At 55.7% G+C, this 25,997-nt stretch carries 20 protein-coding genes; 12 read left to right on the forward strand and 8 right to left on the reverse strand.

The features are described 5' to 3' along the window. Positions 1-9: 9 nt before the first annotated feature. Both KP814_RS09105 and cobC read left to right on the forward strand, forming a co-directional pair. Positions 10-876 (forward strand): adenosylcobinamide-GDP ribazoletransferase, encoded by an 867-nt coding sequence (locus KP814_RS09105; protein ID WP_216736483.1) that lies wholly within the window; start codon positions 10-12, stop codon positions 874-876. After that, on the forward strand, positions 861-1,415 hold the full coding sequence (cobC, locus tag KP814_RS09110) for an alpha-ribazole phosphatase (RefSeq protein ID WP_216736484.1): 555 nt from the start codon (positions 861-863) through the stop codon (positions 1,413-1,415). The genes KP814_RS09105 and cobC overlap by 16 nt, the downstream gene beginning before the upstream one ends. Before the next feature lies 1 nt (position 1,416). On the opposite strand, the gene KP814_RS09115 is transcribed toward cobC, so the two are convergent. The 3 genes from KP814_RS09115 to KP814_RS09125 all read right to left on the reverse strand — a co-directional run bounded on the left by KP814_RS09115 (position 1,417) and on the right by KP814_RS09125 (position 6,437). Continuing rightward, complete coding sequence (locus KP814_RS09115) at positions 1,417-2,625, reverse strand: EAL domain-containing protein (protein WP_216736485.1); 1,209 nt, start codon at positions 2,623-2,625, stop codon at positions 1,417-1,419. Between the two features lie 131 nt (positions 2,626-2,756). Then, positions 2,757-5,249 (reverse strand): hybrid sensor histidine kinase/response regulator, encoded by a 2,493-nt coding sequence (locus KP814_RS09120; RefSeq protein WP_216736486.1) that lies wholly within the window; start codon positions 5,247-5,249, stop codon positions 2,757-2,759. A 33-nt stretch (positions 5,250-5,282) separates the two neighbouring features. Further along, a complete protein-coding gene (locus KP814_RS09125; protein WP_216736487.1) occupies positions 5,283-6,437 on the reverse strand; it encodes an FIST signal transduction protein in 1,155 nt (384 codons plus the stop codon). 212 nt (positions 6,438-6,649) lie between these two features. On the opposite strand from KP814_RS09125, the gene creD reads away from it, so the two are divergent. Further along, the gene (gene creD, locus KP814_RS09130) at positions 6,650-8,011 is read left to right on the forward strand and encodes a cell envelope integrity protein CreD (protein WP_216736488.1); all 1,362 of its coding nucleotides are present in this window, start codon (positions 6,650-6,652) and stop codon (positions 8,009-8,011) included. A 32-nt stretch (positions 8,012-8,043) separates the two neighbouring features. Here the strand turns inward: creD and KP814_RS09135 are convergent, their stop codons facing one another. Continuing rightward, complete coding sequence (locus KP814_RS09135; RefSeq protein WP_127968550.1) at positions 8,044-8,529, reverse strand: Lrp/AsnC ligand binding domain-containing protein; 486 nt, start codon at positions 8,527-8,529, stop codon at positions 8,044-8,046. Positions 8,530-8,661: 132 nt separating this feature from the next. Between KP814_RS09135 and ald the strand changes: the two genes are divergently transcribed. Then, a complete protein-coding gene (gene ald, locus KP814_RS09140; RefSeq protein WP_127968551.1) occupies positions 8,662-9,783 on the forward strand; it encodes an alanine dehydrogenase in 1,122 nt (373 codons plus the stop codon). Positions 9,784-10,399: 616 nt separating this feature from the next. On the opposite strand, the gene KP814_RS09145 is transcribed toward ald, so the two are convergent. Continuing rightward, complete coding sequence (locus KP814_RS09145; RefSeq protein WP_216736489.1) at positions 10,400-11,173, reverse strand: acetoacetate decarboxylase family protein; 774 nt, start codon at positions 11,171-11,173, stop codon at positions 10,400-10,402. Between the two features lie 296 nt (positions 11,174-11,469). Between KP814_RS09145 and KP814_RS09150 the strand changes: the two genes are divergently transcribed. From KP814_RS09150 to KP814_RS09175, 6 genes are all read left to right on the forward strand, one after another. After that, positions 11,470-12,207, forward strand: a complete 738-nt coding sequence (locus KP814_RS09150) for a proteasome-type protease (protein ID WP_216736490.1) — start codon at positions 11,470-11,472, stop codon at positions 12,205-12,207. 175 nt (positions 12,208-12,382) lie between these two features. Next, the gene (locus KP814_RS09155) at positions 12,383-15,661 is read left to right on the forward strand and encodes a DUF2126 domain-containing protein (RefSeq protein ID WP_216736491.1); all 3,279 of its coding nucleotides are present in this window, start codon (positions 12,383-12,385) and stop codon (positions 15,659-15,661) included. A 3-nt stretch (positions 15,662-15,664) separates the two neighbouring features. Further along, positions 15,665-18,160 (forward strand): circularly permuted type 2 ATP-grasp protein, encoded by a 2,496-nt coding sequence (locus KP814_RS09160; protein WP_216736492.1) that lies wholly within the window; start codon positions 15,665-15,667, stop codon positions 18,158-18,160. Next, entirely contained in the window at positions 18,108-19,073 is a 966-nt protein-coding gene (locus KP814_RS09165; protein ID WP_253938267.1) for a transglutaminase family protein, read from the forward strand. Before KP814_RS09160 ends, KP814_RS09165 begins: the two co-directional genes overlap by 53 nt. Continuing rightward, entirely contained in the window at positions 19,048-20,499 is a 1,452-nt protein-coding gene (locus KP814_RS09170) for a circularly permuted type 2 ATP-grasp protein (protein ID WP_216736493.1), read from the forward strand. Before KP814_RS09165 ends, KP814_RS09170 begins: the two co-directional genes overlap by 26 nt. Position 20,500: 1 nt before the next feature. Next, complete coding sequence (locus KP814_RS09175; RefSeq protein WP_216736494.1) at positions 20,501-21,454, forward strand: alpha-E domain-containing protein; 954 nt, start codon at positions 20,501-20,503, stop codon at positions 21,452-21,454. A 20-nt stretch (positions 21,455-21,474) separates the two neighbouring features. On the opposite strand, the gene KP814_RS09180 is transcribed toward KP814_RS09175, so the two are convergent. From KP814_RS09180 to KP814_RS09190, 3 genes are all read right to left on the reverse strand, one after another. Next, complete coding sequence (locus KP814_RS09180; protein ID WP_127968558.1) at positions 21,475-21,798, reverse strand: hypothetical protein; 324 nt, start codon at positions 21,796-21,798, stop codon at positions 21,475-21,477. A 122-nt stretch (positions 21,799-21,920) separates the two neighbouring features. After that, a complete protein-coding gene (locus KP814_RS09185; RefSeq protein WP_216736495.1) occupies positions 21,921-22,613 on the reverse strand; it encodes a PspA/IM30 family protein in 693 nt (230 codons plus the stop codon). Positions 22,614-22,630: 17 nt separating this feature from the next. Continuing rightward, positions 22,631-23,038 (reverse strand): YjfI family protein, encoded by a 408-nt coding sequence (locus KP814_RS09190; protein WP_127968560.1) that lies wholly within the window; start codon positions 23,036-23,038, stop codon positions 22,631-22,633. A 193-nt stretch (positions 23,039-23,231) separates the two neighbouring features. Between KP814_RS09190 and KP814_RS09195 the strand changes: the two genes are divergently transcribed. Both KP814_RS09195 and KP814_RS09200 read left to right on the forward strand, forming a co-directional pair. Further along, positions 23,232-23,873, forward strand: coding sequence for a hypothetical protein (locus tag KP814_RS09195; RefSeq protein WP_216736496.1), 642 nt, complete (start codon positions 23,232-23,234; stop codon positions 23,871-23,873). A 74-nt stretch (positions 23,874-23,947) separates the two neighbouring features. Continuing rightward, positions 23,948-25,948: a flotillin family protein gene (locus KP814_RS09200; protein WP_216736497.1), complete on the forward strand. Its 2,001-nt coding sequence runs from the start codon at positions 23,948-23,950 to the stop codon at positions 25,946-25,948. Positions 25,949-25,997 lie beyond the last annotated feature (49 nt).

The following is a 25,997-nucleotide window of genomic DNA, read 5'->3' on the forward strand; positions in this document are numbered from 1 at the left end:
ACTCGATTCGTGAGCGACTACGAGCGCGTTGACCAAAGATCCCGAACAATCATGGGCGGCGACGAAACCGTGAATGAAACCGAGGCGTCCGCAGCGCAGCGCTGGGCGGAGATCCTGCGTCGGCAATGGCACCTGCTGATGCTGTCCTTGCAGTTCTATACCCGTATCCCGGTGCGCTTACTGTATGACTTCAATGAAGCGGATCTGAATCAGGCCAGTCGCTATATCTCCCTGACTGGGTGGTTGGTCGCTCTTGCGGCCGCCTGCGCTTATTTGCTGGGCCTCTACTTCTATGGACCCTGGGGCGGAGCGGTGCTGGCTATTGCGGCAGGCGTTCTTATCACGGGCGCCTTTCATGAAGATGGACTGGCGGACGCCGCTGATGGATTCGGCGGCGGACACACGCCGGAGCGTATCCTGGAAATCATGAAGGACAGCCGGGTGGGAACCTATGGCGCGCTGGCGCTGGCGTTAAGTCTTTCTCTGAAAATAGTCATTCTGGCGCAGCTTACTCCAGACGCCGCCCTGTTATTGCTTTGGATATCCCATGCCTGCAGTCGCGCCGTGGCGATCAGTCTGATCGCGAGTCTGAACTACGTGCGCGCAGACCAGCTCAGCAAGGTCAAGCCGGTCGCTAAAGGCATCGCAACGAGAGACATTGCCATTGCCGTAGTAATAGCGCTTGCGCCGCTGCTGTTGGCGGGCGTCAAAGCGCTGGCGTTGGCGGTTGTGGGCTTGTGGCTCCTGCGTCGCGCCAGTATTGGTTACTTGTCCCGTCGTTTGGGCGGCTACACCGGAGACTGTCTGGGCGCCGTGCAACAACTGGCGGAAATTGTTCTATTCCTGTTGCTGGGGGCGCTATGGAGCTCTATCTGATCCGGCATACTCGGGTTGCGGTCCCGAAAGGAACGCTTTATGGCCAATCTGATGTCGCTCTGGCCGATACATTTGCGGAAGAAGCCGCCGCCATTCGCGAGCAATTACCGGCGGCCTGGGACCTGCTTTACAGCAGTCCACTGACCCGTTGTAAAACACTGGCGGACTGGTTGGGTCCTGCGCCGGATTTTGACGACCTTCTGATGGAAATGAGTTTTGGCGACTGGGATGGCAAGCTGCTAACCGATTTGCCGCAAAAAGAAGCGCGGGACTGGGGCGACAACTGGCTGACTCAGCGCACTCCGGGTGGCGAAGGTTTTCCAGATCTGTATCGGAGAAGTGAACAATTTATTGAGCGCCTGGCGCGGGAAGCGAAGGGGAAAGTGGCGTTGGTGGTGGCGCATTCGGGCTTATTACGTTGTCTGTGTCTGCAGCTGCATCCCGAATATTGCCACTGGGACAAGTCGAAAACGTTCAGCATCCCTCTCGACTATGGCGGCGTGATTCACATCCCCACTCCGAATCTGCCTGAACGGTAAGCTACTCTTTGCCTGCCTCGCGGCGCTTCAGCCAGGCCTCAAAATCCTCTGGGGCCATCGGTTGGGCGATATGAAACCCTTGAGCAATATCGCAGCCCAGTTTGGCGGCGTAATCCCAGTCATCCTGATTTTCCACTCCCTCCGCGACGATACTCATGCCCAGTTGTTTGCCCAGGGCGGCGCTGGAGTCAAAAATGGCGCGCGCCGCTTGGTCGCGATTGGACCCGTGCACAAAGCTGCCGTCGATTTTGAGTTCGTCGAAGGGAATGCGCTGCAAGCGCTCCAATGAAGAATAGCCGGTACCGAAGTCGTCAATGGACAGCCCCAACCCTTTAAGCTTGATGCGAGTGAGCACCTCCAGCATGGTCACCATATCCTGTCCCACTTGGGTTTCCGTAATCTCAAGCGTGATTCTCGACGCCTCCACTTTATGGTGCTGGCAGTAGTGTTCCAGCAAGTGCGGCAGGTCCAGGATGGAAATAGAGGAAGAGGAAATGTTGATGGCAACTTGCAGATTGAGCTGCTTCTGCTTCCACTTCTGCATTTGATCTATCGCCTGGGCGATCACCGCAGTGGTGAAATCACCGACAAGATTGCTTTCTTCCGCTAATGGCACAAACGCGCCGGGGCCCAGCAACCCATGTTGTGGGTGCTTCCAACGAGCGAGCGCTTCGACTCCGACGACGGCTTCCGTTTTCATATCCACCTGGGGTTGGTAATAAAGCGTGAGGTGGCCGTCGTTCAAGCCTTGGCGCAGCTCGCTGGTATTGAGCAGAGAGCCGCCGGAAACTGTGTTACGGGAGCGAAAATAAGACTGGTAATGGGTGAGATAGTAAGTGAGGGCGTCAACGGTGACGGGCTTCTGCAACGACCCCAGCACATTCAGGTAGCGCGCTCGCGCCACATTCACGGCGGCTTTCAACACTTTGCTGTCCGCGCCGCTGAATAGCAGAACGCCGCCCTGGTATTCATGTTCTGCCAGATGGCGCAGCAGCTCGATACCGTCCATGCCGGGCATCAGTAGGTCGACCAGCAGGATATCGAAATGAGAGTCAGCGTCTTCCAATAAGGTCAGCGCTTCTTCTCCGCTCGCAACGCTCTCCACGCGCCCCAGATTAAGCCGCTGCAGCGTTTTGGTGATAATGCTGCGCATGAAGGCGTCGTCATCAATAATCAGGGCGTTCAGGTGACAAAACTGCTTTTCGCTCATAACAATCAATTCTTAACTCTTTTGATCTGTGTCGCCGAGGCTCGCTCCGTCAGTATCGGCCAAGCAGCCGCGATGTGGGGACGGAGCAGTCGGGGGCGACGGGGCTGCGTGACGGTTTGGCCGCAGTCAGCTCAACCTCCGTTATGGGCCAGCCAGTTTTGTAAATAATAGTCTACTTTTTCGAACTCTTGCTCAATCCCGCTGACTGCGAAGCGGATATCGCGCCAATTGGCGCCGCGCCCAGCCATTTCCGCTTTCTCACTCCATTCGCCCAAGGCTTCCGCACCGATGGCGCGGGAAGAGGATTTGAGGCGGTGTGCTTCGAAGGTTACGGCTTCGGGATTGTCCTGTTGGGCCGCAAGCAGCAGCGCCCTTAGGTTGGCGGCGGCGTCTTCCCGGTACTTGGTGAGAATTTCATGCTGGACGTCTATATCCGGCCCCACAGAGTCGCTCAAGACATTGAGGTCCACGGAGCCTTCCACCATTTCCGGGTGGTCCGCGGGGTTGAGCTTGCGGCGCTGATGCGGCAGCCATTTGGCCAGCGTCTCGTAGAGTTTGCGTATTTCCACGGGCTTGGAAAGATAGTCGTCCATGCCCGCGTGCAGACAGCGCTCCGCTTCGCCACGCAAGGCGTTGGCGGTAATCGCGATAATGGGGGTGCGCAGGCCTGCGCCTTCTTTTTCCCGGATCGCCGAGGTCAATTGAAAGCCGTCCATTTCCGGCATATGGCAATCGGTTAGCACCAGATCCACCTGACGCTGCTGCCATACCGCCAGCGCCTGGCAACCGTTCTCCACAATAATGCAGTCGAGGCCGAGTCGTTTCAGCTGCAGGCGGATGACTTCCTGATTGGTGAGGTTGTCCTCCGCCACCAGTATGCTCACAGGGTGCAGGCCTGGGCGATTCGGCACGTCGAAACGGGGTATTTTGTCCGGGTCCTGAAAGTGTCTGACTGGTGGGCTGCAGCGTCCGGCAGCCGCTGCGGCGGCCATCACGAGATCGTTACGGCACAGCGGGTAGACGTAGACTTTGACAGAGTCAGGCGGCGGATTCAGTGATCGATAGCGTCGCGGCGTCAGGATGATAAAGCGCACGTCCTGCCCCCAGGGTTGTCCACGCAGCTTCAGCAAGGGAGAGAGATCGCCGTCCTGCTCCGCGTAGGTCAGCAGAACGGGAGGCGTACGGTCCAGTTGCAGGGCTTTGGAGAGGTGCACGGACGCTTCTTTAATGTCCTGGCAGCTTTGCACCGTTGCGCCGAATTTCAGCAAGTAGCTGGTGATAGTCGCCCGAGTGAGCTCATCGCTTAAGACCACCAGTGTTTCGATGCCATCCAAAGTGGGAGGCGGTTCTATGCGAGCGCCTGGGGCGGCGGCCAGCGTTAGATTAAGCCGGAATTCCGTGCCCTGTTTTGGTTCGCTGGCGACTTCTATGGCCCCGCCCATTATCTCCGTTAAGCGTTTGCAAATGGACAAGCCCAGCCCAGTGCCGCCATAGCGACGAGTGGTGGAGCTTTCCCCTTGAGTGAAAGGGCTGAACAGCTTGTCCAGGGTGCCCCGGTCCATTCCGATGCCGTTGTCTTTGACGCTGATGCGGATGGAATAGAGCTGGCCTGCGCTGTGCAGAAGGTCGGCGCGCAAGGTGACGCACCCCTGCTGTCCGTTGGCGGTGTCGGTGAATTTGGTGGCGTTGCTGCACAGATTGAACAGAATCTGGCGCAGGCGCACTTCGTCGCCGATAAGCGCGTCGGGAATGTCCGGGTCCACGTAGCAATGCAGGTGCAGATTGCGTTTGTTGGCGCTGGCCGCCACTGTCTCCGCCACGCCTTCGATGATTTCCTCTACGGACAGGGTGATGTTCTCCAGCTCCATGCGTCCGGCTTCTATTTTGGAGAAGTCGAGAATGTCGTTGAGAATATTCAGCAGGGAGAAAGCGGAGTCCCTTACTGTGCTGATCATCTTGGTTTGTTCGGCGCTGAGCTGCGAATGCGACAGCAGCTCCAGCATTCCCAGGATACCGTTCATCGGCGTGCGGATTTCATGGCTCATTGTCGCCAGAAACAAGCTTTTGGCCTCGTTAGCGCTTTCCGCCGCTTCTTTGGCGTCGAGCAGCTTGCGATTGGTTTCCGCCAGCTCAGCGGTGCGCGCATCTACGCGTTTTTCCAGGGCGGTATTCAGCGCCAGTATTTCGCCTTGGGCTTTAGTGACCGCTTCCACCTTGTTTTGCAGGCGTGCGTTGACCCGCTGGTAATCATCATGGGTCGTGGACAGATCGCGACTGGCGCGCTCCAGTTTCAACTGCAGTTCCTGGGATTCATCCAGCAGCGGAATGGTGTCGTCCAGCACCTTTAACATGGGAGTGAAGATTTGCGCCAGGTCATTGAACCAGTGATGAGGCGCCTGCAATAACCAGCAGCGTGGCCCCAGAGGTTGCAGATCAAAGGCGTCGCCGAAGCTGACTATCGCTCCCTGTAAGCGGTCGCTGCGATGGTCGACAATGGCGAGCACCTGCTCGGCATTATCGGTGACCACCACAACCGGCCCGGCCACCAGATCGCGTTTTTGCGGGTGGCGGAAGGTGAAGCCTGGCGGTGCAGGGTCGAGCGTACTGATTAACCTGGCTTTCATTTATTATCAATGCCCTACGGAAGCGCGAACGGGTTATTCGGATATTAACAGAAGTACATAGGTCATGTTGTGGAACAAGTTTCTTGAATAACCCTTCGCGGTCTTGAGCGGACCGATCTCCCCAAATGACGGAAACCCTGCGATAGGCAGGGCGCTGCCAAAGTGCTCCGCCAAGGCGCGGATTTCATGTTCGATCTCATGCCCCAATAGCCATTTACGGCCCACGCAGCTGACAATAAGCGCAGCGACAGGTTTCACGCCGCGTTTACGCGCCTTTTCGGCGATGCTGTATACCTCGCTGATAATGGTTTCCGGTTGCGCCAAACATACTTGTACCGTCTTGCCCTGTTCTATGCCGCCATAGAGCCCCAGGAAACGCTCGGAAACGGAAAAGTCCGGCACGATGGATCGTAGTCGGGTGATATCCGGTTCGTCAGAATCAATAATCGACAGGGAGGTGATGCCACGGTCCGATTGTAGTACCGGCTTGCCGGTTTCCCGTTCGATAAAATCCATGGCGTCGGTGCCGTCGATGGAGAAAATCGTGGCGCCTTCCGCTTTGTCGATGATTCCCGGTTGGCCGACAGCATTCAGGGTGTTGCCGATGGAGATATCAAAATGCAGCTCGCCGGACGCCGTCATGACAACGACCGCGTCGGAAAGGGCGCGACGGTTGGCGTACAGGGTGCAACTGGCCATCTTGTTGTCGTCGGCGGCGAAGCCTCCGACAATGGGAATGTCCGTCTCGAACTCCAGCACTTTTTCAATCTGCGAGGCGTCGGCGCGAAAATCCGACACCATAAACATGCATGTTGGTTTGTCGTCGCCACAGGCTTGCAGCGCGTCGGACAGGGCGGTGCGCGCGGTCTGCGCGGGTTGCTCGCCGACGCCCAATGCATGGGAGGCGCGCCACCTGACCAGGCCTTCCGAGTTGAGCGCCAGCGCGCAGGCTCCGATGTCCCGCGGCCCTTCGCTTTCAAAGAATCCGTCTCCGGTGCTGCCTATAATCACCAGGTCATCATTGCCGATACTGTCGTACAGCCCTTCGACAAGTTCTTGCGGGTTTTCATAGTGAACGGTGGAGAATAAGAAGATGACTTCAGGGTTTATGGCGGCAAGCACGTCGCCCATCATGGTCCCCGCCCGATATGGATCGGCGGCGTTCGTGGAAGTGGAGCAGGCTTTCATGGGACACCTTCACGGTAACAGCTGTTATTAAAATGACGGCTCAAGCCAGTGAAATGCATCAGTTCAGGCGTTACCTAAAGTCTAGTTGGTCAATGGTGAGAATTCATCCCGCCCAATAAAGTTCTCCCCGCCATATTTCGCCCTGATTTTCCCATCGGTTCGCCCTATTTGTTTGTTTTGATAGCCATAGAACAAACAAAGGAGCGGGCAAGGTGAACGTAAAAGAAGTAAATTGGCGGCGGTTTGGGCTGCATTCTCCACTGGGCAAAGCCTTTATGATTGGCGTGATGATCCTGATATTGCAGATTCCCATCGTGGAGATTAATGGCCTGATTGGAGAGCGCAGCGTCAGATACCATAATGTCGTGACGGAGATTACTGAGAAGTGGGGCGGCGAGCAGACCGTGAACGGCCCCTTTCTTGTCATTCCGGTGGATACCGCATCCAAAGCAGTCGCTTCGGAGACCGCCGCCAGACCTATTATGCGGATCCATTATCTAATGGTGACGCCGACCTATCTGCACGCCAAATTTAAAGTAACCAGCGATATCCGCTACCGCGGCATTTATGAGGCGCCTCTTTATCATACGGACGCCAATCTGAAAGGGGCGTTTGACCTGCGTCCGCAATTGCAGGAGCTGGAGGAAAACCAGTCGCTACGGTTAAAAGACGCCTATCTCTCGGTAGCAATCGGGGATGTCAAAGCGATTCAAAGCCCGATTAAGTTTCTTTGGAATGAGCATGAGGTTGCGCCTTCGCCCGGCGGCGGCATGGCTGACGTCAGCGGCGTACATATGCGACTGCCGGTAGGATCGATACGCACCGACGCCCCTAATGATTTCAATCTGGCGATTCGTTTAAAGGGCTCACAGGCGTTGTATGTATCGCCGGTCGGGCAGGAAAGCAATATCGAAATCGATGGAGACTGGTTAGATCCGAGCTTTCAGGGAAATTGGCTGCCGGTGGAGCGTAAGCTGGAAAGGGACACCTTTTACGCTAAATGGGACATTCCGTTTCTGGCCAAAGGGGTTCCCGCTTCCTGGACGGGGTCAGCGCCTGCCTTGCTTGATCAGGTTTCGCCATTAGTCGGCGTGTCGCGACCTGCTGCGGGGGCGGGATATCAGGAAATCAGCCGTTCAGTGAAGTATGCGTTACTGTTTCTTACCTGCACCTTTGCGTGCCTGTGGCTCTTTGAAGTCATCAGTGGCGTGCGCATCCACGTTATGCAGTACTTGTTTACAGGACTGACTCTGTGTTTGTTCTATCTGCTGTTTCTCTCCCTTTCAGAGCATTTGGGGACTTGGGCAGCGTATTTGATCGCCTGTGGCGCGGTCATCGGGCAGGCAGGATGGTACGCCGGGCAGTTTATCCGGCGGAGAAAGCTAACCATCGCCTTTGTCGCGTTATTGATTGTGTTGTACGGCTATCTATTGTCGCTACTGAACGAACAGGATCTGGCGCTGCTGTACGGCTCTCTGGGATTGTTTGTCATCCTTAGCGCGGCCATGTTCGCCACGCGCAGAATCGACTGGTACAACCTTAGAGGCGGCGAAGGAGACATGAAGGAGGCATAAGGGAAGCTTGATCGGGATAACTGGCGCAAGGCTCAGAGGTCTTCGCGCCAGCCATCCAGTTTCAGTTCCTGGCCTTCCTTGACCGTCTCCATCACGACATAGCTGCGCGACTCCCTCACGCCAGGCAACACCAGTATCTTTTCACCCAGCAAAGCACGGTACTGATCCATGTTGGCCACCCTGGCTTTTATCAGATAGTCGAAATTGCCGGAGACAAGGTGACATTCCTGCACTTCGGGGACCTTGATGACGGAGTCCTTGAAGTCGGCGAATACATCCCTGGAGGTTCGGTTCAAACCGATTTCAATAAACACCACCAGACCCACGCCCAGCTTTTTAGCGTTCAGAACAGCGGTATAGCGCCGAATGTAGCCATCTCTTTCCAGCCGTTTTACCCGTTCAAGGCAGGGAGTGGGGCTCAGGTTCACCCGCCGGGACAGTTCACTGTTACTAAGGCGTCCTTCACTTTGTAGTTCGCGCAAAATGGCGTGGTCTATACGGTCCAGCTGCTTTTTCATTTTTTGCCAGTCAAATATGCTGAAAATTTTAAAATAAAAGAATAAAACACTGAGTCTGATTTTAACAACAGAGATAAATTCTGCATACAAAGCGTAGACTGGAATTATTACTAACCTTGAGAGGGCTTATTAATGATTGTCGGTGTACCAAAAGAAGTAAAAAACCACGAATACCGTGTCGGATTGACTCCCGCCGCTGTCCAGGAGCTGATTCGCAATGGACACAAAGTGGTGGTGCAAAAGGATGCCGGCGCAGCCATCGACTTCTCTGACGAGCAGTATGTCGCGGCTGGCGCGGAAATCGCCGCTACCGCTGAGCAAGTGTTTGAAGTCGCCGATATGATCGTCAAGGTGAAAGAACCTCAAGCTCAAGAACGCGCTATGTTGCGTCCTGGGCAAACTCTGTTTACCTATTTGCACCTGGCCCCAGACGTTCCTCAGACTCAAGATCTGTTGAACAGCGGCGCTACCTGTATCGCATACGAAACTGTTACTGACGCGCAAGGTCGCTTGCCGTTGTTGTCCCCTATGTCAGAAGTCGCTGGACGCATGAGCATCCAGGCTGCTGCGCGCTGTCTGGAAAAATCCCAGGCGGGTCGTGGTCTGCTGTTGGGCGGCGTTCCTGGTGTGGAAGCGGCTCTGGTCGTGGTTCTTGGCGGCGGTGTGGTTGGCTTTAACGCCACTCAGATGGCTGTCGGCATGGGCGCGCGGGTTGTTGTAATGGACAAGTCCGTTGACGTGCTGAGACGCTTCGACGCAACTTTCGGCAACAGCGTCCAAACCGTATTCTCCACTGCGCAAGCGGTTGAAGAGTGGGTAACTCAGGCTGACGTGGTAATCGGCGGCGTTCTGATTCCAGGCGCAGCGGCTCCAAAACTGGTTTCTCGCGAAATGGTGAGAAAGATGAAGCGCGGCGCGGCGGTTGTCGACGTGGCGATCGATCAGGGCGGATGCTTCGAGACTTCTCACGCGACCACTCACGCTGAACCGACCTTTATCGTTGACGACGTTGTTCACTACTGCGTAGCCAACATGCCTGGCGCTGTAGCGCGTACTTCTACTCTGGCGCTGACCAACGCAACATTGCCATTCGTTCTGCAACTGGCCAACAAAGGCGCGAAGCAGGCTCTGGAAGACAACGCCTTCCTGCTGCAAGGTTTGAACGTAGTGAAAGGTAAGCTGACCTGTCCTTCTGTCGGCGTAGCTCAGGACATCGAGTCCCTGACTCCAGAAGAAGGTTTGGCGCTGCTGTAACAGGCGACATTGTTCTAACGGGTAAAACCGTTAAACCTCCGCAAAAGCGCTTCGGCGCTTATGCTCTCTAGTGCATTGGAGAATGGATTCTCGTCTTCCTTGCGGCCCTGAGTGGCCGCTTTTGTTTTTGCGGGGACCGCAAAACAGCGCAGAGGCAGGAGAACGTCCTTGTACTGTGCGTTTCCTGCTCGGCGGGACGCCTCAGTTGGCGTAATACATCCACTCAAAATACTCTCTCATTTCCTGCATAACCGTCACCTCATAGGGGTGGGTTAAAGCGAACAGCAGACTTTCGTTGGTTTCGGGTTTCATAACTTAAATCCTTCTTCTCAGTGGTTAGATTGAGACAATCCGTCTTCGTTGGGTTGTGGGTCTATCGTTTGGTTTGGGACACCTCTTTCACTCCAGTTTCAGCATAAGCCGTGCCAGTGGTTTTCAACTTCCGGGCAATTCACTGAAAGCAAAAGAAAAAGCGTTAATCTTTGGATAGCTTCCATGTAATCGAGGACGTTTTTCCTTCCTATTTCCGCCCCGGATATTTGCTGGAAGCTCCAAGATGGGGCGGTAATCCTGGAGTTTGATCAATTAATGTGCGCTTGTGCAGACATGTGTTGCGTCAGTCAATCCTTGCAGCCGGCTCCATCAGCATTTGCAATCGTTCCGCGCGCATTATCAAAGCCGGGCTTTTTTCATCAAGGCCTAAACGGGTCAGATGTTCCGTCATTGGGTGGTCGGTTTCGCCGACCGTAAGCCTGACTGTTCCTGCAGGGTAGAGCTTTCCAAACCCTTTCAAACGCACTTTGGTTTTCGTAAGTCGATGCTCCACCTGGGTGTAAATCAGGAGGTTGACAGGAATCACTGGAATGCCGGGCAGCGTCTCGCCGCTCAAAGTAAAAAGCGTTTCGCCGTCAGAGCGGACTTGCGCGTGTATCTGTCTGCGCTGGCTGGCGAGGGTGATCTCCGCCGGAAAGCGCGGCAATCCCCACAACTCTCTGCCCGTTGATAGCGCGCTCTCCGACGTGACCGGGAGGTCCAACGGAAAAAATCCGATACGGCGTTGATTAATAGGCAGGTACAAATCCAGCACGTTGCTCAGAGGCAGACTTTCACCTTCCGGCAGTACGGGAATAACCAGACCGGCCTCTTTATGCGCGCCGATGGCGCAGCGCTTGTGATCATAGATACTGACCACCACCAACGTGTGAGAGCCCAGTGCAAAAGCCGGTTTGAGCCCGCTGCCTTTTAGCAGAGATGTCGCCGCCTCCACAGAAACGGGAAAGAATGCATTGATGCAGGCGCTGTCGCGGTAATTGATCGACGCGGAGAGTGCGCCTTTGTCTGTGCTTGGCATGGGAGTTGGAGTGGTTAATCCTAATTTGACTCCGGTCATCGGGATGTCTCCGCAGATGGCGTGGGTTGAGGCGGCGGCTCCTGGCCGGGTGATTTACACAGATTAACACGAACTTGCCCACTGGGTTTGATGTGAGTCAGTTCGCGCAGCCGGCGCGCTTCATGGTCCGCCGACATCCCTCCTGCTCCGCTGTATGACGCGCGCATTATCCTGGTGAAAAGCTGCTCTCACGCTGGTTGCGCCCGCATATGAATATTAACAAAGAAATTATTGCAAGCATGCGTCGCCAAGTACATTATGCAGCCGATTCCCTGTTGTTTAATGAGAGCGCGGTCGTGACATACTGTTTGGCGATATCCGTTGATGCCGGGTTGGTGTTTGCATCTGATTCCCGTACCAATGCAGGGGTTGATAACGTCAACACCTATCCCAAAATGTATTCGTTCAAAGTGCCGGAAAAGGCCTTTGTCACCGTGCTGACTTCCGGCAACCTGGCGACCACGCAGGCGGTGGTCAGACGTATCTCCCGTGACCTGGAAGATCCTTCTGGAGAAGGCGGGCTGGCCGCGTGCAATGATATGAGCGACGCGGCTCGCTACATCGGCGCCTTGAGCGTCGAATTGAAAAACTATTACGAAAAGGATTTGAAGCAGGGCGCTAATTTCGACTGCACCCTGATCGTTGGCGGGCAATATCACGACGGACCCCATGAGATATTCATGGTCTATCCTGAAGGAAACTATATTCAAAGCTCGCCCTATGCGCCGTACCTGCAGATAGGGGAGACGAAATACGGCAAGCCTATTCTGGATCGAGTGATCCGCAGTAACTCCAGTCTCGAGGCGGCGGCCCGTTGCGCCCTGGTTTCCATGGACTCCACCATGCGCAGTAATTTATCCGTGGCGCCGCCGTTTGATCTTCTGGTGTATGAGACCGGTAAACTGGAGCCGGCCCATGTCATGCATTTGAAGCTGAATTCGCCTTACTATGCGACATTGCGCAAGCAATGGAGCGAGGGGCTTAAGGCGTTGTTTAATGAGTTACCGCTTTTCGAGTGGGAGAAAAATAAATAAGCGCCAAGGCGCGGTAGTTGCATAGAAGCGCTGCGATAAGATGAATTAACGTATTCCTTGACCGGACGGTCGCCTCCTATCCTTGTTGCGGAGCAAGGGAGCTAGCGAGAGTCAGTAAAGGATGCGTCATAACAATGCAGGCGCTTACCGACGATGACTAAGCAAGGGGGTTGCTATGAGTATTCTGGTAGGGATCAGACATCGAACGACATACACCTATGACCGACTGGTCAGTCTGTCTCCACACACTGTCCGACTTCGTCCCGCTCCGCACTGCCGCACGCCGATTATCAGTTACAGTCTGAACATTCATCCCAAACCGCACTTCATTAACTGGCTGCAGGACCCTTTCTCCAACTACGTTGCGAGGCTGGTTTTTCCAGAGAAGACGTCCAAGCTGGAAGTGGATGTGGATCTGGTGGCGGACTTAACCGCCTATAACCCTTTCGACTTTTTCGTTGAAAGCTTCGCGGAACATTACCCTTTCCAATACCCGGATAAACTGAAAGCCCAATTGGAGCCTTTTCTTGCGACGCAAGAGTGGGGGCCTCGCTTTGAGTCTTATTTAAAGTCGCTGCCCCGGAAGAAAAAGCCGATCAATGATTTTCTGGTCGAGCTGAATCAGACCCTTTGTAAAGACATCCAATACAATATCCGTATGGAGCCGGGAGTGCAGACTCCAGAGCATACGCTGGAGATAAAGCGGGGCTCCTGCCGGGACACCGCCTGGCTGATGATCCAGTTGTCGCGGCGGATGGGGTTGGCGGCGCGGTTTGTATCCGGTTATCTGGTGCAATTGACGCCGGACCAGAAATCGTTGGACGGTCCCAGCGGGCCGGAGAATGACTTCACCGACTTACACGCCTGGTGCGAAATCTTTGTTCCCGGCGCGGGCTGGTTGGGGCTGGACCCAACCTCCGGCTTATTCGCCGCGGAGGGACATATTCCACTCACCTGTACTCCCAATCCGGAAGAAGCGGCGCCTATCCTGGGGTCTGTGGATGAAGCGGAAGTTGAATTCAGTTTCTTCAACCAGGTGACCCGAATAAAAGAAGATCCACGCGTTACCAGGCCCTTTACTGAGCGGGAGTGGGAAGACATTGACGCCCTGGGTCAACATATCGATGAGACGCTGACTCGTAATGACGTGCGTCTGACGATGGGCGGCGAACCGACATTCGTTTCCATCGACGATATGCAGTCGGCGCAATGGAACACGGATGCAGATGGGCCGGAAAAGCGGCGTCTGGCTTTTGACCTGTCCCTGCGGCTTAAAAAGCAGTACGCGGAAAACGGCTTTATGCATTACGGTCAGGGCAAATGGTATCCCGGGGAGCCGCTGCCGCGCTGGCAGTACGCCCTGTATTGGCGCAAAGACGGCGCGCCCCTGTGGCAGGGACCGGAAGATGCGCTGAGCCACGACGCCAAGCCGGATGACGCGCGTGCGCTCATGGCGGCTTTCTGCCAGGAAATGGGGCTGTCCGACAGTGCGGTGCAACCTTGTTACGAAGACCCTTTCTACTACATGTGGCGTCATGCTCAACTGCCGGCGGGAGACGGTCCGCATGGAGATCATGAGGAGCTGGCGCGCCGCACTTTGGCGCAGGTCATGCAACGGGGACTGAATCAGACGGTGGGCTATTGTCTGCCAATCGGTCTGAATCAGGTGACAGGCGTTTGGCGCACCTGTCTCTGGCGCTTTTTACAGGGGGCGTTGTATCTGAGCCCCGGTAATTCTCCTCTTGGTTTCAGACTGCCCTTGGCGAGTCTTTCGTCCCAGGAACTCAGCGACGAATACGAAGTGCATGAACGTGACCCTTTCGCTCCGTTGCCGCAGGAAATAAGGCCGCTCGCAAAAGCTGAAAGCCGTCCACTGGCGGAGATGGTCATCCATACCGCAATGTGTACGGAAGTGCGCGACGGCTATCTACATGCCTTTATGCCTCCGGTAAGTACGCTGGAGGAATATGTGACGTTGCTGGATGCTCTGTCCCGGGCGGCGACCAAAATCAAGCGCCCGGTGCGTATCGAGGGCTATCCTCCGCCTCATGATGTCCGACTGGTGAAAATGGTGGTGGCGCCGGACCCAGGGGTGATTGAAGTGAATATTCAACCCGCCTCCAGTTGGAATGAGCTTAAGCAGATTACAGAAACGCTTTATCACGAAGCGCGCCTGAGCCGCCTTGGAACAGAAAAGTTCATGTTGGACGGTCGACACAGCGGCACCGGCGGCGGCAACCATGTGACGCTGGGCGGGCCCACGGCGGCGGACAGTCCGCTGCTGCGGCGTCCTGATCTGCTGCGCAGTCTGATTACGTTCTGGCAGCATCATCCCAGTCTGTCTTACTTGTTCAGCGGCATGTTCATCGGCCCCACCAGTCAGGCGCCGCGTCTGGACGAGGGGCGGGTGGAGCGGATATACGAGATGGAGATCGCTTTCTCTCATATGCCGGCGGGAGACGTGCCGCAACCCTGGCTGGTGGACAGGTTGCTGCGCCACCTACTGACTGACCTGACCGGCAACACCCATCGCAGTGAATTCTGCATCGATAAACTGTATTCCCCGGACAGCAGCACAGGTCGCCTTGGCATTCTTGAGTTTCGCTCTTTTGAAATGCCGCCTCATGCGCGAATGAGCCTGGCGCAAATGCTGTTGCTGCGGGCCTGTGTGGCTCTATTCTGGGAGCGTCCCTACAAGCATAAGTTGATTGAATGGGAACACAGCTTGCATGACCGTTTTATGTTGCCTCACTTCCTGTGGCGGGATCTGACGGATGTGCTGCAGTTTCTGGCGGACAATGGCTACCCCTTTAAATCTCAATGGTATGAGTCTTTTCTGGAGTTTCGGTGTCCACGTGTCGGAACCATGGAGCTTGAGGGCGTTGAACTGGAGCTGCGGCATGCGCTGGAGCCCTGGTTTGTGCTGGGTGAAGAAGCCGCGGCAGGGGGAACGGCGCGCTACGTGGACTCCAGTATGGAGCGGCTGCAGGTCAAGCTGAGACTGGCGACGCCGGAGCGCCATGTGCTGACCTGCAATGGGCGCGTCGTCCCTATGTCTCCTGGCGGAGAGGAGGGCTGCTATGTCGCGGGGGTGCGTTATCGTGCTTGGCAGCCCTGGTCTGCGTTGCATCCCACCATTGGCGTTCACTCGCCCCTGGTGTTTGATATTTTCGATACCTGGAACGGCCGCAGCCTGGGTGGATGCACGTACCACGTCATGCATCCGGGGGGCCGCAGTTACGAGCATTTTCCGGTCAATGCGCTGGAAGCGGAAGCGCGTCGCATCAGTCGTTTTGAGGATATTGGCCACACCCATGGCCCTCTGATTGCGCCGCCAGTCGTCAATGGCGGCGGGCGCTTTTATCCTCGTCGCGAGCCTCGCGTCGGCGCTGCGCCGCCCCGGCCCAAGCCCAACGCCAGCTATCCCTTAACCTTGGATTTACGCTACGATTAAGCTATGTCAGAAAACATAGCGCCTTCTACGCAGCCCAGTCTGGATCTGACTGGGTTGCCATATTCCCCCCTCGCCACCGCATTCGATGAAATGCTGGGTTCCGGCGGCGAGGCGCGTCCTCACTGGCGCGCCTTTGCAGAATATTTTTCTCGGGTATCCCGGGACGATCTCGGGCAATTGCGTCGCGACACGCTGCGCCGTTTGAAAGAGCAGGGCGTCAACTACCACGTATATGACGACCCGCAGGGCATGCGTCGAACCTGGCAGTTGGACCCGCTGCCGATGGTGATGTCTGAAGCGGACTGGAACCCGATTGAAGCGGGATTACAGCAGCGGGCGCATTTGTACTCACGGGTGCTGGCGGATTTATTGGGACCGCAAACCTGTCTGAAGCAAGGGGTGTTGCCGCCGGAACTGGTGTTGCAGCATCCGGGGTTTTTGCGTTCGATGATGGGCTCCGCGGCGTTGCCGCTGAGTCTGTTCGCCGCGGATCTGGCCAGAGGCCCTGACGGCTCCTGGTGGGTGCTGGCGGATCGTACTCAGGGACCTTCCGGCGCAGGCTACGTTCTTGAAGCCAGAATGGTGACCAAGCGTGTTTTAAGTCAAAACGCTGTGGATTACGCCATCGCGCCGCTGGCGCAATTTTTCTATCACTTCAAACGTCATGTGGCGGCGCTGGCCCCGGACCAGCAAAAAGAGCCCACGATCGTGCTGTTGTCGCCGGGTATCGGCAACGAAGTGTATTTCGAACATGCTTATCTGGCGGCGCAACTGGGCATCACCTTAGTACAGGGCGATGATCTGACGGTGCGTCAGGGTAAGGTCTACCTCAAAACCGTGGATGACCTGCAGCAGGTGGATGTCATTATCCGCCGGGTAGACGACGCTTTCTGCGATCCTCTGAACTTTCGCGCCGACTCCATGCTGGGCGTGCCGGGACTGGCGCAGGCGCAGGCGCTTGGGCGGGTGGGAATGGCCAACCCATTGGGCGGCGGCTTTCTGGAGTCGCCGGCGATGCTGCCGTTTCTTCCGGCGTTGTCGAAGCATTTCCTGGCGGAAGAACTCAAGCTGCCCAACGTGGCCACCTGGTGGTGCGGGCAAGAGAAAGAACTCAAACACGTCCTGCAGAACCTGGACGACTTGGTGATCAAAACAGTGGATCGCCACGCACTGGTGTGTTTCGGGCCCAAAATGAGCGCACGGGAACGCGACGCACTAAAACGGCGCATTCAGGCGGAACCCTGGCGCTATGTTGGGCAGGAACTGTTGAGCTTTTCCACCACGCCGACCCTGGTCGGTTCCGAAATTCAACCGCGGCATCTGGTGCTGCGTGGATTCGCCGCCGGCGATGGCGAACAGTACGATGTTATGCCTGGCGGTCTGACACGGGTCTCGCCGGATGCGCATACCTTTCTGGTGTCCGGTCAATCCGGAGGATGGAGTAAGGACACCTGGCTGCTGAAAAGTTCCGGCTCCATGCGCGATGTGCTGCGGCTGAGTCCAACCAAACAACGTCGTATCGCCTCCGCGGTGCTTACCAGCCGGGCGGCGGAAAGCCTGTTCTGGCTGGCGCGCTATCTGGAGCGCACGGAATCACTGCTACGCCATATTCGCGCTTATGTGCGACGCCTGGAAAATTATATCGACTATGGCTTCGATACGGATAAAGCCGTGTTGGAAGGCATGTTGCCGGCGGTGGAAGCGTTCTGCGCCCTTGGTCGCGAAGGTCTGCCTACCGTTGAGGATTTGAAACAGTATGTGCTGGACTCCACCCGCGTGGGGGGCGTCGCTTTCAATCTGCGTGGCGCTATCAACTCCGCTTATACCGTGCGGGACCTGTGGTCCGGCGACTGCTGGCGCGCGGTGGAGGAGCTTGAGGAGTTGCTGGAGTACAGCGAAAAAAACCGCAGCGTGCTGGCGTTGGACCAGTTTATCCAGCCGTTTCTCACGGCTCTGTTGGCGTTTTTGGGGGCGAGTCAGGAGAGTCTGGCGTTGAACCAGGGAGGCCTCTGGTTGCAATTGGGGCGACGCCTGGAACGGGCGCAAAACACGCTATCCAGCACCCATAAAATTTGTGCGGAATTGAACGAGGACAACGAGGCGGGGCTGCGGGAAATGTTGCTCGAAGCCCATGACTGCCTGAGCAGCCATCGTCGCCGTTATGGCACTGAGTTGCCTTTTTACACGTTATGGAAACATTTACTACTCGAGCCTACCAACCCGCGTTCGTTGGTCTATGCTGTCAGTGAGCTGGAGCCCTTGCTGAGCTATTTGAACCCAACGCCGCAACAAGGACTCATCGGGCTCGAGAAGAACGTTCTGGCGATTCTTACGCCGCTGCGACTGGCGGATGCGGTGGAGTGGCGCGACCTCGAATTGACTCAGACAGAGTTGGCTCCCTTTTTGCAAAACCTGACACAACAACTAAATCAGTTTGGTCTGAATATTGAGCACCAATACTTCAAGCACGCCCAACCCCTCACCCGATTCATGCGCTGACGGCGTATTGCTGAGGGTGAAGCACGAGACGGTCTACCGCTATCCGGGACCGGCCTCGCTCGCCTATAACGCCGCCTGGCTGGAGCCGTTGTCCGGCGACGGTCAGATGCGCATTGAGCATCGCTTGAAGGTAGACCCCAAGCCGCAATTCCAGAACCTGAGGACAGACGCCTTCGGTAATCAGATGCACTACTTTGAAGTGCATAAGCCGCACTCTGCGCTCAAAGTGGTGAGCGAGGCGATTGTGGAGCGTCGTCCGAGGCCGCATAACGGGGCCTGCGCGGCGCCATGGGAGCGTGCGCGCTACGCTGCGGCGTCTGACCCGGCGGAACGCGCCGCGTTGTGCTCTTTCGCGTATCCGGACGCCTCGATTCCGATCATTGATGAAGTGATCGACTATACGTTGGTGAGCTTTCAAAAAGGACGGGCGCTGAATGAAGCAGTGAAAGACTTCGCCGCCCGCATCTATCGGGATTTCAAATACACGTCCGGCGCCACGCAGGTGGACACCAGCGTCACCGAGTTCTGGGAGTTGCGCAAAGGCGTCTGCCAGGACTTCGCCAATCTGGCGGTATTGGGATTGCGGGCCATCGGACTGGCGGCCGCTTACGTTAGCGGCTATGTGCTCACGCATCCTCCGGAAGGAGAGAAAAAGCGTCAGGGCGCGGACGCATCTCATGCCTGGTTTGCGGTGCATGCGCCGGGCTATGGTTGGATTCATGTGGACCCGACCAACAATATGTGGGTGGCGAAAGAGCATATCATCGTGGCGATAGGGCGGAATTACACCGACGTACCGCCGCTCAAGGGCGTTTGTTACGGAGGGGGCCAGCAGCAGCCTGAAGTTGCGGTAACCGTAGACATAATAAAACGAGAGGATCTCTTCCATGGGCATTCAATGGAAAGACTATAAATACCCGGAACTCTATGACGAATTGATTGACGGGAAAGGGAAGCCAAGGAAAGTGGCGGAAACATTGGCCAGGCATATGGCGGAAATGGAGGACGAGGAGCTGGATCGGCTGAAAAGCACTTCCGAACTGGCGATCAAGGAAATGGGCATTACCTTTACCGTCTACGATCAGGAAGGCGGCTCCATCGACCGACAGTGGCCATTCGACATTATCCCCAGAGTGATGAGCAAGAAAGAGTGGGATGTGGTCGACGCCGGACTCAAACAGCGCGTCAAAGCGCTCAACATGTTTATCGACGACATCTATCACGACCAGAAGATTGTCAAAGATAAAGTCTTCCCCAAAGAGCTGCTCAGCAAATCCAAGAATTTCCGTAAGCAATGCATAGGCGTGAGCCCGGCTCACGGCGTGTGGGCGCATATTTGCGGCTCGGATCTGGTGCGGCACTCCGATGGCCAGATATACGTGTTGGAGGACAACCTGCGGGTGCCGTCCGGCGTGTCCTACCTGCTGGAAAACCGGCAGGTCATGAAACGGGTATTCGCAGACCTGTTCGGCGACTTCAGCATCTTGCCGGTGGACGATTACCCCTCGCAGCTGTTCGATACCCTGGCTGCGCTATCGCCGCGTCCGGCGGATTACCCCCAGGTCGTGGTGCTGACGCCGGGCATCTATAACTCCGCCTATTTTGAACACGCCTATCTCGCCCAGCAGATGGGGTGCGAGTTGGTGGAAGGCACGGATTTGGTGGTGACTGACGACGACTGCGTTTATATGAAAACCATATACGGTCTGGAACGGGTCGATGTGATCTATCGTCGTGTGGACGATCTGTTTCTGGACCCGGAAGCCTTCAACCCTGACTCAGTGCTGGGCGTGCGGGGCCTGATGCGGGCCTGGCTGAAGGGCAATGTGGCGCTGGCCAACGCGCCGGGCGCAGGGGTGGCGGACGACAAAGTGGTGTATGCGTTTGTGCCGGACATGATCAAGTACTACCTGAGTGAGGAAATGATCCTGCCCAATGTACCCACTTATTTATGTATGAAAGACGAAGACCGCAAGTACGTGCTCTCGCATCTGGAGGAACTGGTGGTGAAACCCGCCAATGAATCCGGCGGCTACGGCATGCTGGTCGGCCCCAAATCCACCAAGAAAGAGCGGGAAAAGTTCGCGGAGCTGATCGAAGCCGATCCGCGCAACTATATCGCGCAGCCGACGCTGAATCTCAGCACCGCGCCTACGCTGGTGGACGGTAAGGTGGAGCCGCGACATCTGGACATGCGTCCTTTCATTCTTTCCAGCGATCAGATTTACGTGACCACCGGCGGACTGACCCGGGTAGCGTTGAGAAAAGGGTCGCTGGTGGTGAATTCCTCCCAGGGCGGGGGGAGTAAAGATACTTGGATCATAGACGAGGAGGCCTGAAATGCTCTCACGAGTAGCCGGAAACATATACTGGATGGCCCGGTATCTTGAGCGTGCGGAGGACATGGCGCGCCTGATCAACGTCAACGCCAACCTGACCCTGGACTTGCCGAAAGGCTTGTCGCCAATCTGGGGACAGCTTATCGCCATCACCGGCGTGGGCGAGCTTTATGAGGGCGAATTCGACGAACGCTCAGTCCTGAAATTCCTGATTGCAGAAAACAACAACCCGGTTTCCATCCTGTCCTGTATGGCTTATGCGCGGGAAAATGCCCGCACTATTCGCGATGTCATCCCCCGTGAAGTGTGGGAAGCGATCAACCGGGTTTATCTCTACGCCAAAGACCATGCGCAGCAGGCGTTGACCAAGCGTGGACGTTATCCTTTCCTCTTCGAGATCATCAGCGAATGCCAGCATATAACCGGTATTCTGGCGGGCACGATGAACCACGATGCAGGATATACCTTCCTGAAAGTGGGGCGTAATCTGGAGCGGGCGGATATGACCAGCCGCATAATCGACACCCGCTCCGCTAACTTGGTGCCGGACGCCATAGTGACCAAAGCCACTAACGATAACCTGCAATGGATGAGCGTGCTCAAGTCGCTGACCGGTTATCAAATGTATCGCCGCGAGATGCAGGTGCGCATCCAGCGTCAGGAAGTGTTGAAGTTCCTGATTCAGTCAAAAGTGTTTCCAAGGGCGATCGCCCATGCCATGTCGGAAGTTGAGAAATCGCTGGAGTCGCTGCCGAACCACGAAAAGGCGCAATTGGTGATTCATCGCATCAACCGGCAGATCGACAATGTGGAGATCGCCAAGCTGAAGCAGACGGAACTACAGAACTTTATGGATCAATTGCAGGTAGGGTTTGCGCAGACGCATGAGGAATTGAGCGTCGCCTATTTCGGCGGGCAGGTCAGCGCTCAGTCGCAAAGTCAGGACGCAGCCTGAGCGCTGCGCCCCATGTAGGATCAATCTAATAGAGATTGAGCGAAGGCGATCAGCTCTTCCGCCGCTTTTTCCCGGATGGCCAGCGTGTCCTCCGGGTCAATGCCATATTTCTGCGCCAGCAGAGTGAAATCTTCCGAGCGCAAGGAAACGGTCAGGCGCGGGCGAATCGGCGTTTTGTTATAGGAGAGTCCCAGTATCTTGCGGATCATGTCCGGCGGATTCAGGTCCTGATCCAGCGCCGCCCGCTTCAACACTTGCTGCACCTCTTTGGATACGTCAAAAGCAAGTTGGGTGGCTCTTACCGCTTTTTGTTCTTCAAGCCAACGATCTTTACCTTTGTTCAACGTTATCTCCCGGCGCCGCTCCGGCCGTCTGGTCGCCTTTCATATGGTTTTCTCATTGATAGTAAAAAGCAGCCTGTTTGGGGCTGCATAAAAGTCATCAGCAATTTCCGTCGCGATTCAATTCAGGGCTTTTTCGCTTTGAGGCGTTCGAGAATGTCGCGGGCGCTGCGTGAATCCCCCGTCAGACCGGCGGCTTCAAGACGCTTGGCTAATGGATCTTCATTGCGCTCAGCCTGCAGCTCTTCGCCGGCTTCAATCTGGTAATCCGTCATCTGCTGACTGCGTTTGATGCGCTCCAGGGTTTCCCGCGCCGATCCCAGATTCGCGTTGTGGGCGGCGGCGTTGTCCGCAATCTGTAAGGTCGCCTTTTGCACTTTATCCGTTGTTTGCACTACGGCGAGATCGCGTTCGTTATCCGCGATTAACTTTTCGGCTTTTTGAATGTTGCTTTTGAGACGCTGGATCTGTTCGTTATAGCGCTGGCTGATCGTCAGCTGCTCATGCACGCTGGTCTCCAGCCTGGCGATTTGCTCCGCTGCTTGCAGGGCGAGGGCTTCGTCATTCTGGTTAAGCGCCGTCAGGGCTTCGGCTTCGCGCTTGGCGATATCCAGACGCAGAGACTTGGTTGTGGCGTCAGCCTCCAGCTTATGGACCATAACATCCGTCAGACTGCGTTTGGCGTCTTCAATATGGCCCTTGGCGATCTCAATCTCTCTTTCAATGGCGCGTACGCCGTCCGCATCCATCACGGCCTCTCCCATTTCCCTCACGCCCCCGCGCAATGCGGTCAGTAGCTTTTCGATGATGCTGCTCATGGAACACCTCCGGTGATCTATTTCAAATACTCTTCAAAGGCCTGGAAACAATCGTTGGCGTTGCGGGCCAGCGTCACCAGCTCTTTCAGGACGTTTTCGAGAATGGATAGAGGCGACAAGGCGCCGTAAATGACGTAGAAGTCGTCGACAATGGCGAAAGCGCTAAGGGGCATCGGCAAGCTCATTTCCAGTAGCGATTCATTTAACTCCGCGAGACGGGATTCCAGCAGTTCGCCCTTGCGAAACAAATAGCTGATGCATAGGATTTGGGTCTCTGTAGCGGTCACGTATATCGGTAATGCATCCAGTTCCGACACTTGCACCTGCAGCACTTCCACTTCTCCCCTGATTGGGAGGCAGTCGAACGTGTGGCCTTCGTAGGCGGCGTCGGATAACTTGAGGGCTAAATCGTTAATTAAACTCACCGTTGTCTCCTCGCGACATAATATGTCCCGCGTCGATCCTAAAGCGCACGCCATATCATGTCAATCTAAAAAAAGCGTCGGATTTACAGCTAAGCTTAATCGCTAAATGATTTGTTTGAAGGACGAAATTTTCTGTTGACATAATATGGCCGTCCTGAGTATTAATGACATAGTATGTCGTAAGAGGTGAGATATGGAAGCATACTTGGCAACAATTTTTTCGTTTCCGACTGTGGTTTTCACAGTCTTTTTAGGGATTGTCGTTTGCTATTGGATTCTCGCCATTATCGGCTTGCTTGACCTGGATCCTTTCGACTTGGATCTTGATCTGGATGTGGCCGACGCGCAGGGGCTGGCGGGACTCATGGTTACCCTGGGCTTAACCGGCGTTCCATTACCCCTGGTGTTGAGTTTCCTGGCCATGTACGGCTGGGCTCTCACTTATTTCGTTTCTCTTTATATCCTGATTCCCATGTTTGGGGGCGTTATCCTCTACATCGCCGGCGCAGGCGTTATTGCTATCGCCTTTGGAATTTCGATCCTGTTGACGGCTAAGACCATACGTCCTTTGCGTCCTTTGTTTCGCAAAGCTTATGGTACGGCGAGCGCTAAAGTCATCGTCATCGGAAGAACCGGGACTGTGCGGTCAGGGAGCGTCAGTGAAACGTTTGGGGAAGCGGAAATAACCATCGACGGCGCGCATCTCATTCTGAAGGCCAGAGGTGAAGCGGGCTTGAATCTGAAGCGTGGAGATAAAGTCATATTCGTTAAATACCTGGAAGCGGAAAACGCCTATCAGGTGATGCCCGAAGAAGACTTTTTGGCGGACTCTTGATAGCCGCCGTTGCAATATTTCGAACTAATTAAATTCATAAATCAACTAGGCATAGAGCTAGGAGAAAGTGGCTTATGGAAGTGGAAGCAGGGGCTGTTTTTGGACTTTTAACCATCATAGGGGGCATTTTTCTATTCCTGATGGGAATACTCGCCCTGTTTAAAGCGTTTTATAAAAAGGTAGAGCAAGGGCAGGCGTTGATCGTTAACGATATGTCGACCCAGCCGAAAGTGTATTTTACCGGCGCTATGGTGCTGCCGGTTATTCACAAAGCCGAAACTATGAAAATTTCGGTTATCACGTTGGAGATTGATCGTCGCGGTAAAGACGGCCTGATCTGTCAGGATAACCTGCGTGCTGATATTACTGTCGCGTTCTATTTGCGGGTGAATGAAACGGCGGAAGACGTGCTGAAGGTAGCGAAGGCGGTGGGCGTGTCCCGCGCGTCGGACCGCGTCGCCGTCAATGAGCTGTTCAACGCCAAGTTCTCCGAAGCGCTGAAGACGGTCGGTAAGCAAATGGAGTTTCTGGGGCTGTTTGAAGACCGTATCGGCTTCCGGGATCGCATTGTTCAGACCATCGGTAACGACCTGAACGGTTATGTGCTCGAAGACGTCGCTATCGACTATCTGGAGCAAACGCCTAAGTCCAGTCTGGATTCCAGCAACATTCTGGATTCCGAGGGCATCAAGAAGATTACTGAAATCACGGCTCAGCACAATATCCACACCAACCGTCTGGAGCGTGATGAAGAACTGGAGATCAAGCGTAAGAACGTCGCCACGCGCGAGGCCATGCTGGAGCTGGAGCGCCAACAGGCTGACGCAGAAGCGAAGCAGAAGCGTGAGGTGGAGTCCATTCAGGCTCGTGAAACCGCTGAGACTCAAAAGGTTCGTGAAGAAGAACGCAAGAAAGCGGAAGAAGCGCGCATTCTGACGGAAGAGCAACTGTCGGTTGCCGAAGAGAATAAGCAGCGTCAGGTGGAAATCGCGGTTAAGAACCGTGAGCGCGCAGTGGCGATCGAACATGAGAAAGTCGAGAAAGCCCGCCAGCTGGAAATGGTTAACCGCGAGCGCGAAGTTGAGCTGCAGCGCATCGCCAAAGAGAAAGAGCTGGAAGAGCAGCGCAAAGTCATTACGCTGACGATCAGTGAGCGTATCTCCGTCGAGAAGAAAGTGGCGGAAGAGGAAGAGCGCATCAAAGAAGTTCGTGAAGTGTCTATGGCGGAACGCGAGAAGCAAGTACGCATTCTGGCGGCCCAGGCGGAAGCGGACGAGCAGTTGGTCAAGCAGGTGAAGGCGGCGGAAGCAGAGAAAGAAAAAGCCGTGTTCCGCGCCCAGGAGATCAACACCATTGCTCAGGCGGAGCTGGAAGCCTCCTCCAAGAAAGCGGAAGCCAACAAGAAGGAAGCTGAGGGCATCCAGGCGATGGAAGCCGCGTCTGGACTGGCGCAGGCCCGTGTAGCGGAAGCCAAGGCGGCCGCCTACGAGCGCGAAGGTCAGGCGAAGGCGAATGCTCAGAAAGCGGAAGGCCTGGCGAAAGCAGAAGTCGTCGAAGCCCAGGCGGCGGCCAACGAGAAGAGTGGTCTGGCGGACGCCAAGGTGCTGGAAGAGAAACTCACCGCCAAAGCGCGCGGGGACGAGAGCATTGGTATGGCGAAGGCGCGGGCGGAAAGAGAGCTGGGCGCGACCGAAGCGGAAATCATTCGTCAGAAAGCCAAAGCGGAAGCGGACGGCCTGGTGGAGAAATTCAACGCGATGGGCAATATGTCCCCAGAAGCCCGCGAGTTCGAAGAGTTCCGTATGCGTATGGACGCTGCGATCAAGGAAGTTATGGCGAGCATCGAAGCCAACAAGTCTATTGCAACCGATCAGGCTCAGGTGCTGGCGCAAGCGCTGCAGAAGTCCAATATCGAGATCGTCGGCGGCGGCGGAGAGTACTTCGAGAGCTTCTCCAAAGCCCTGGCTGTCGGCAAAGCCATCGATGGCGTAGCTGGCAAGAGCCAGGCGGTGCAAGCGGCGCTGGACAAGCTGTTGTCCATCACCGGCAAACCGTCCGGCGAGAAGTCCCACTAACCCTTCGACCCTTTCTTTGCAGTCAGACGGGCGGCCTTGGTCGCCCGTC

The organism is Hahella sp. HN01, assembly GCF_018986435.1.
GTDB lineage: Bacteria > Pseudomonadota > Gammaproteobacteria > Pseudomonadales > Oleiphilaceae > Hahella.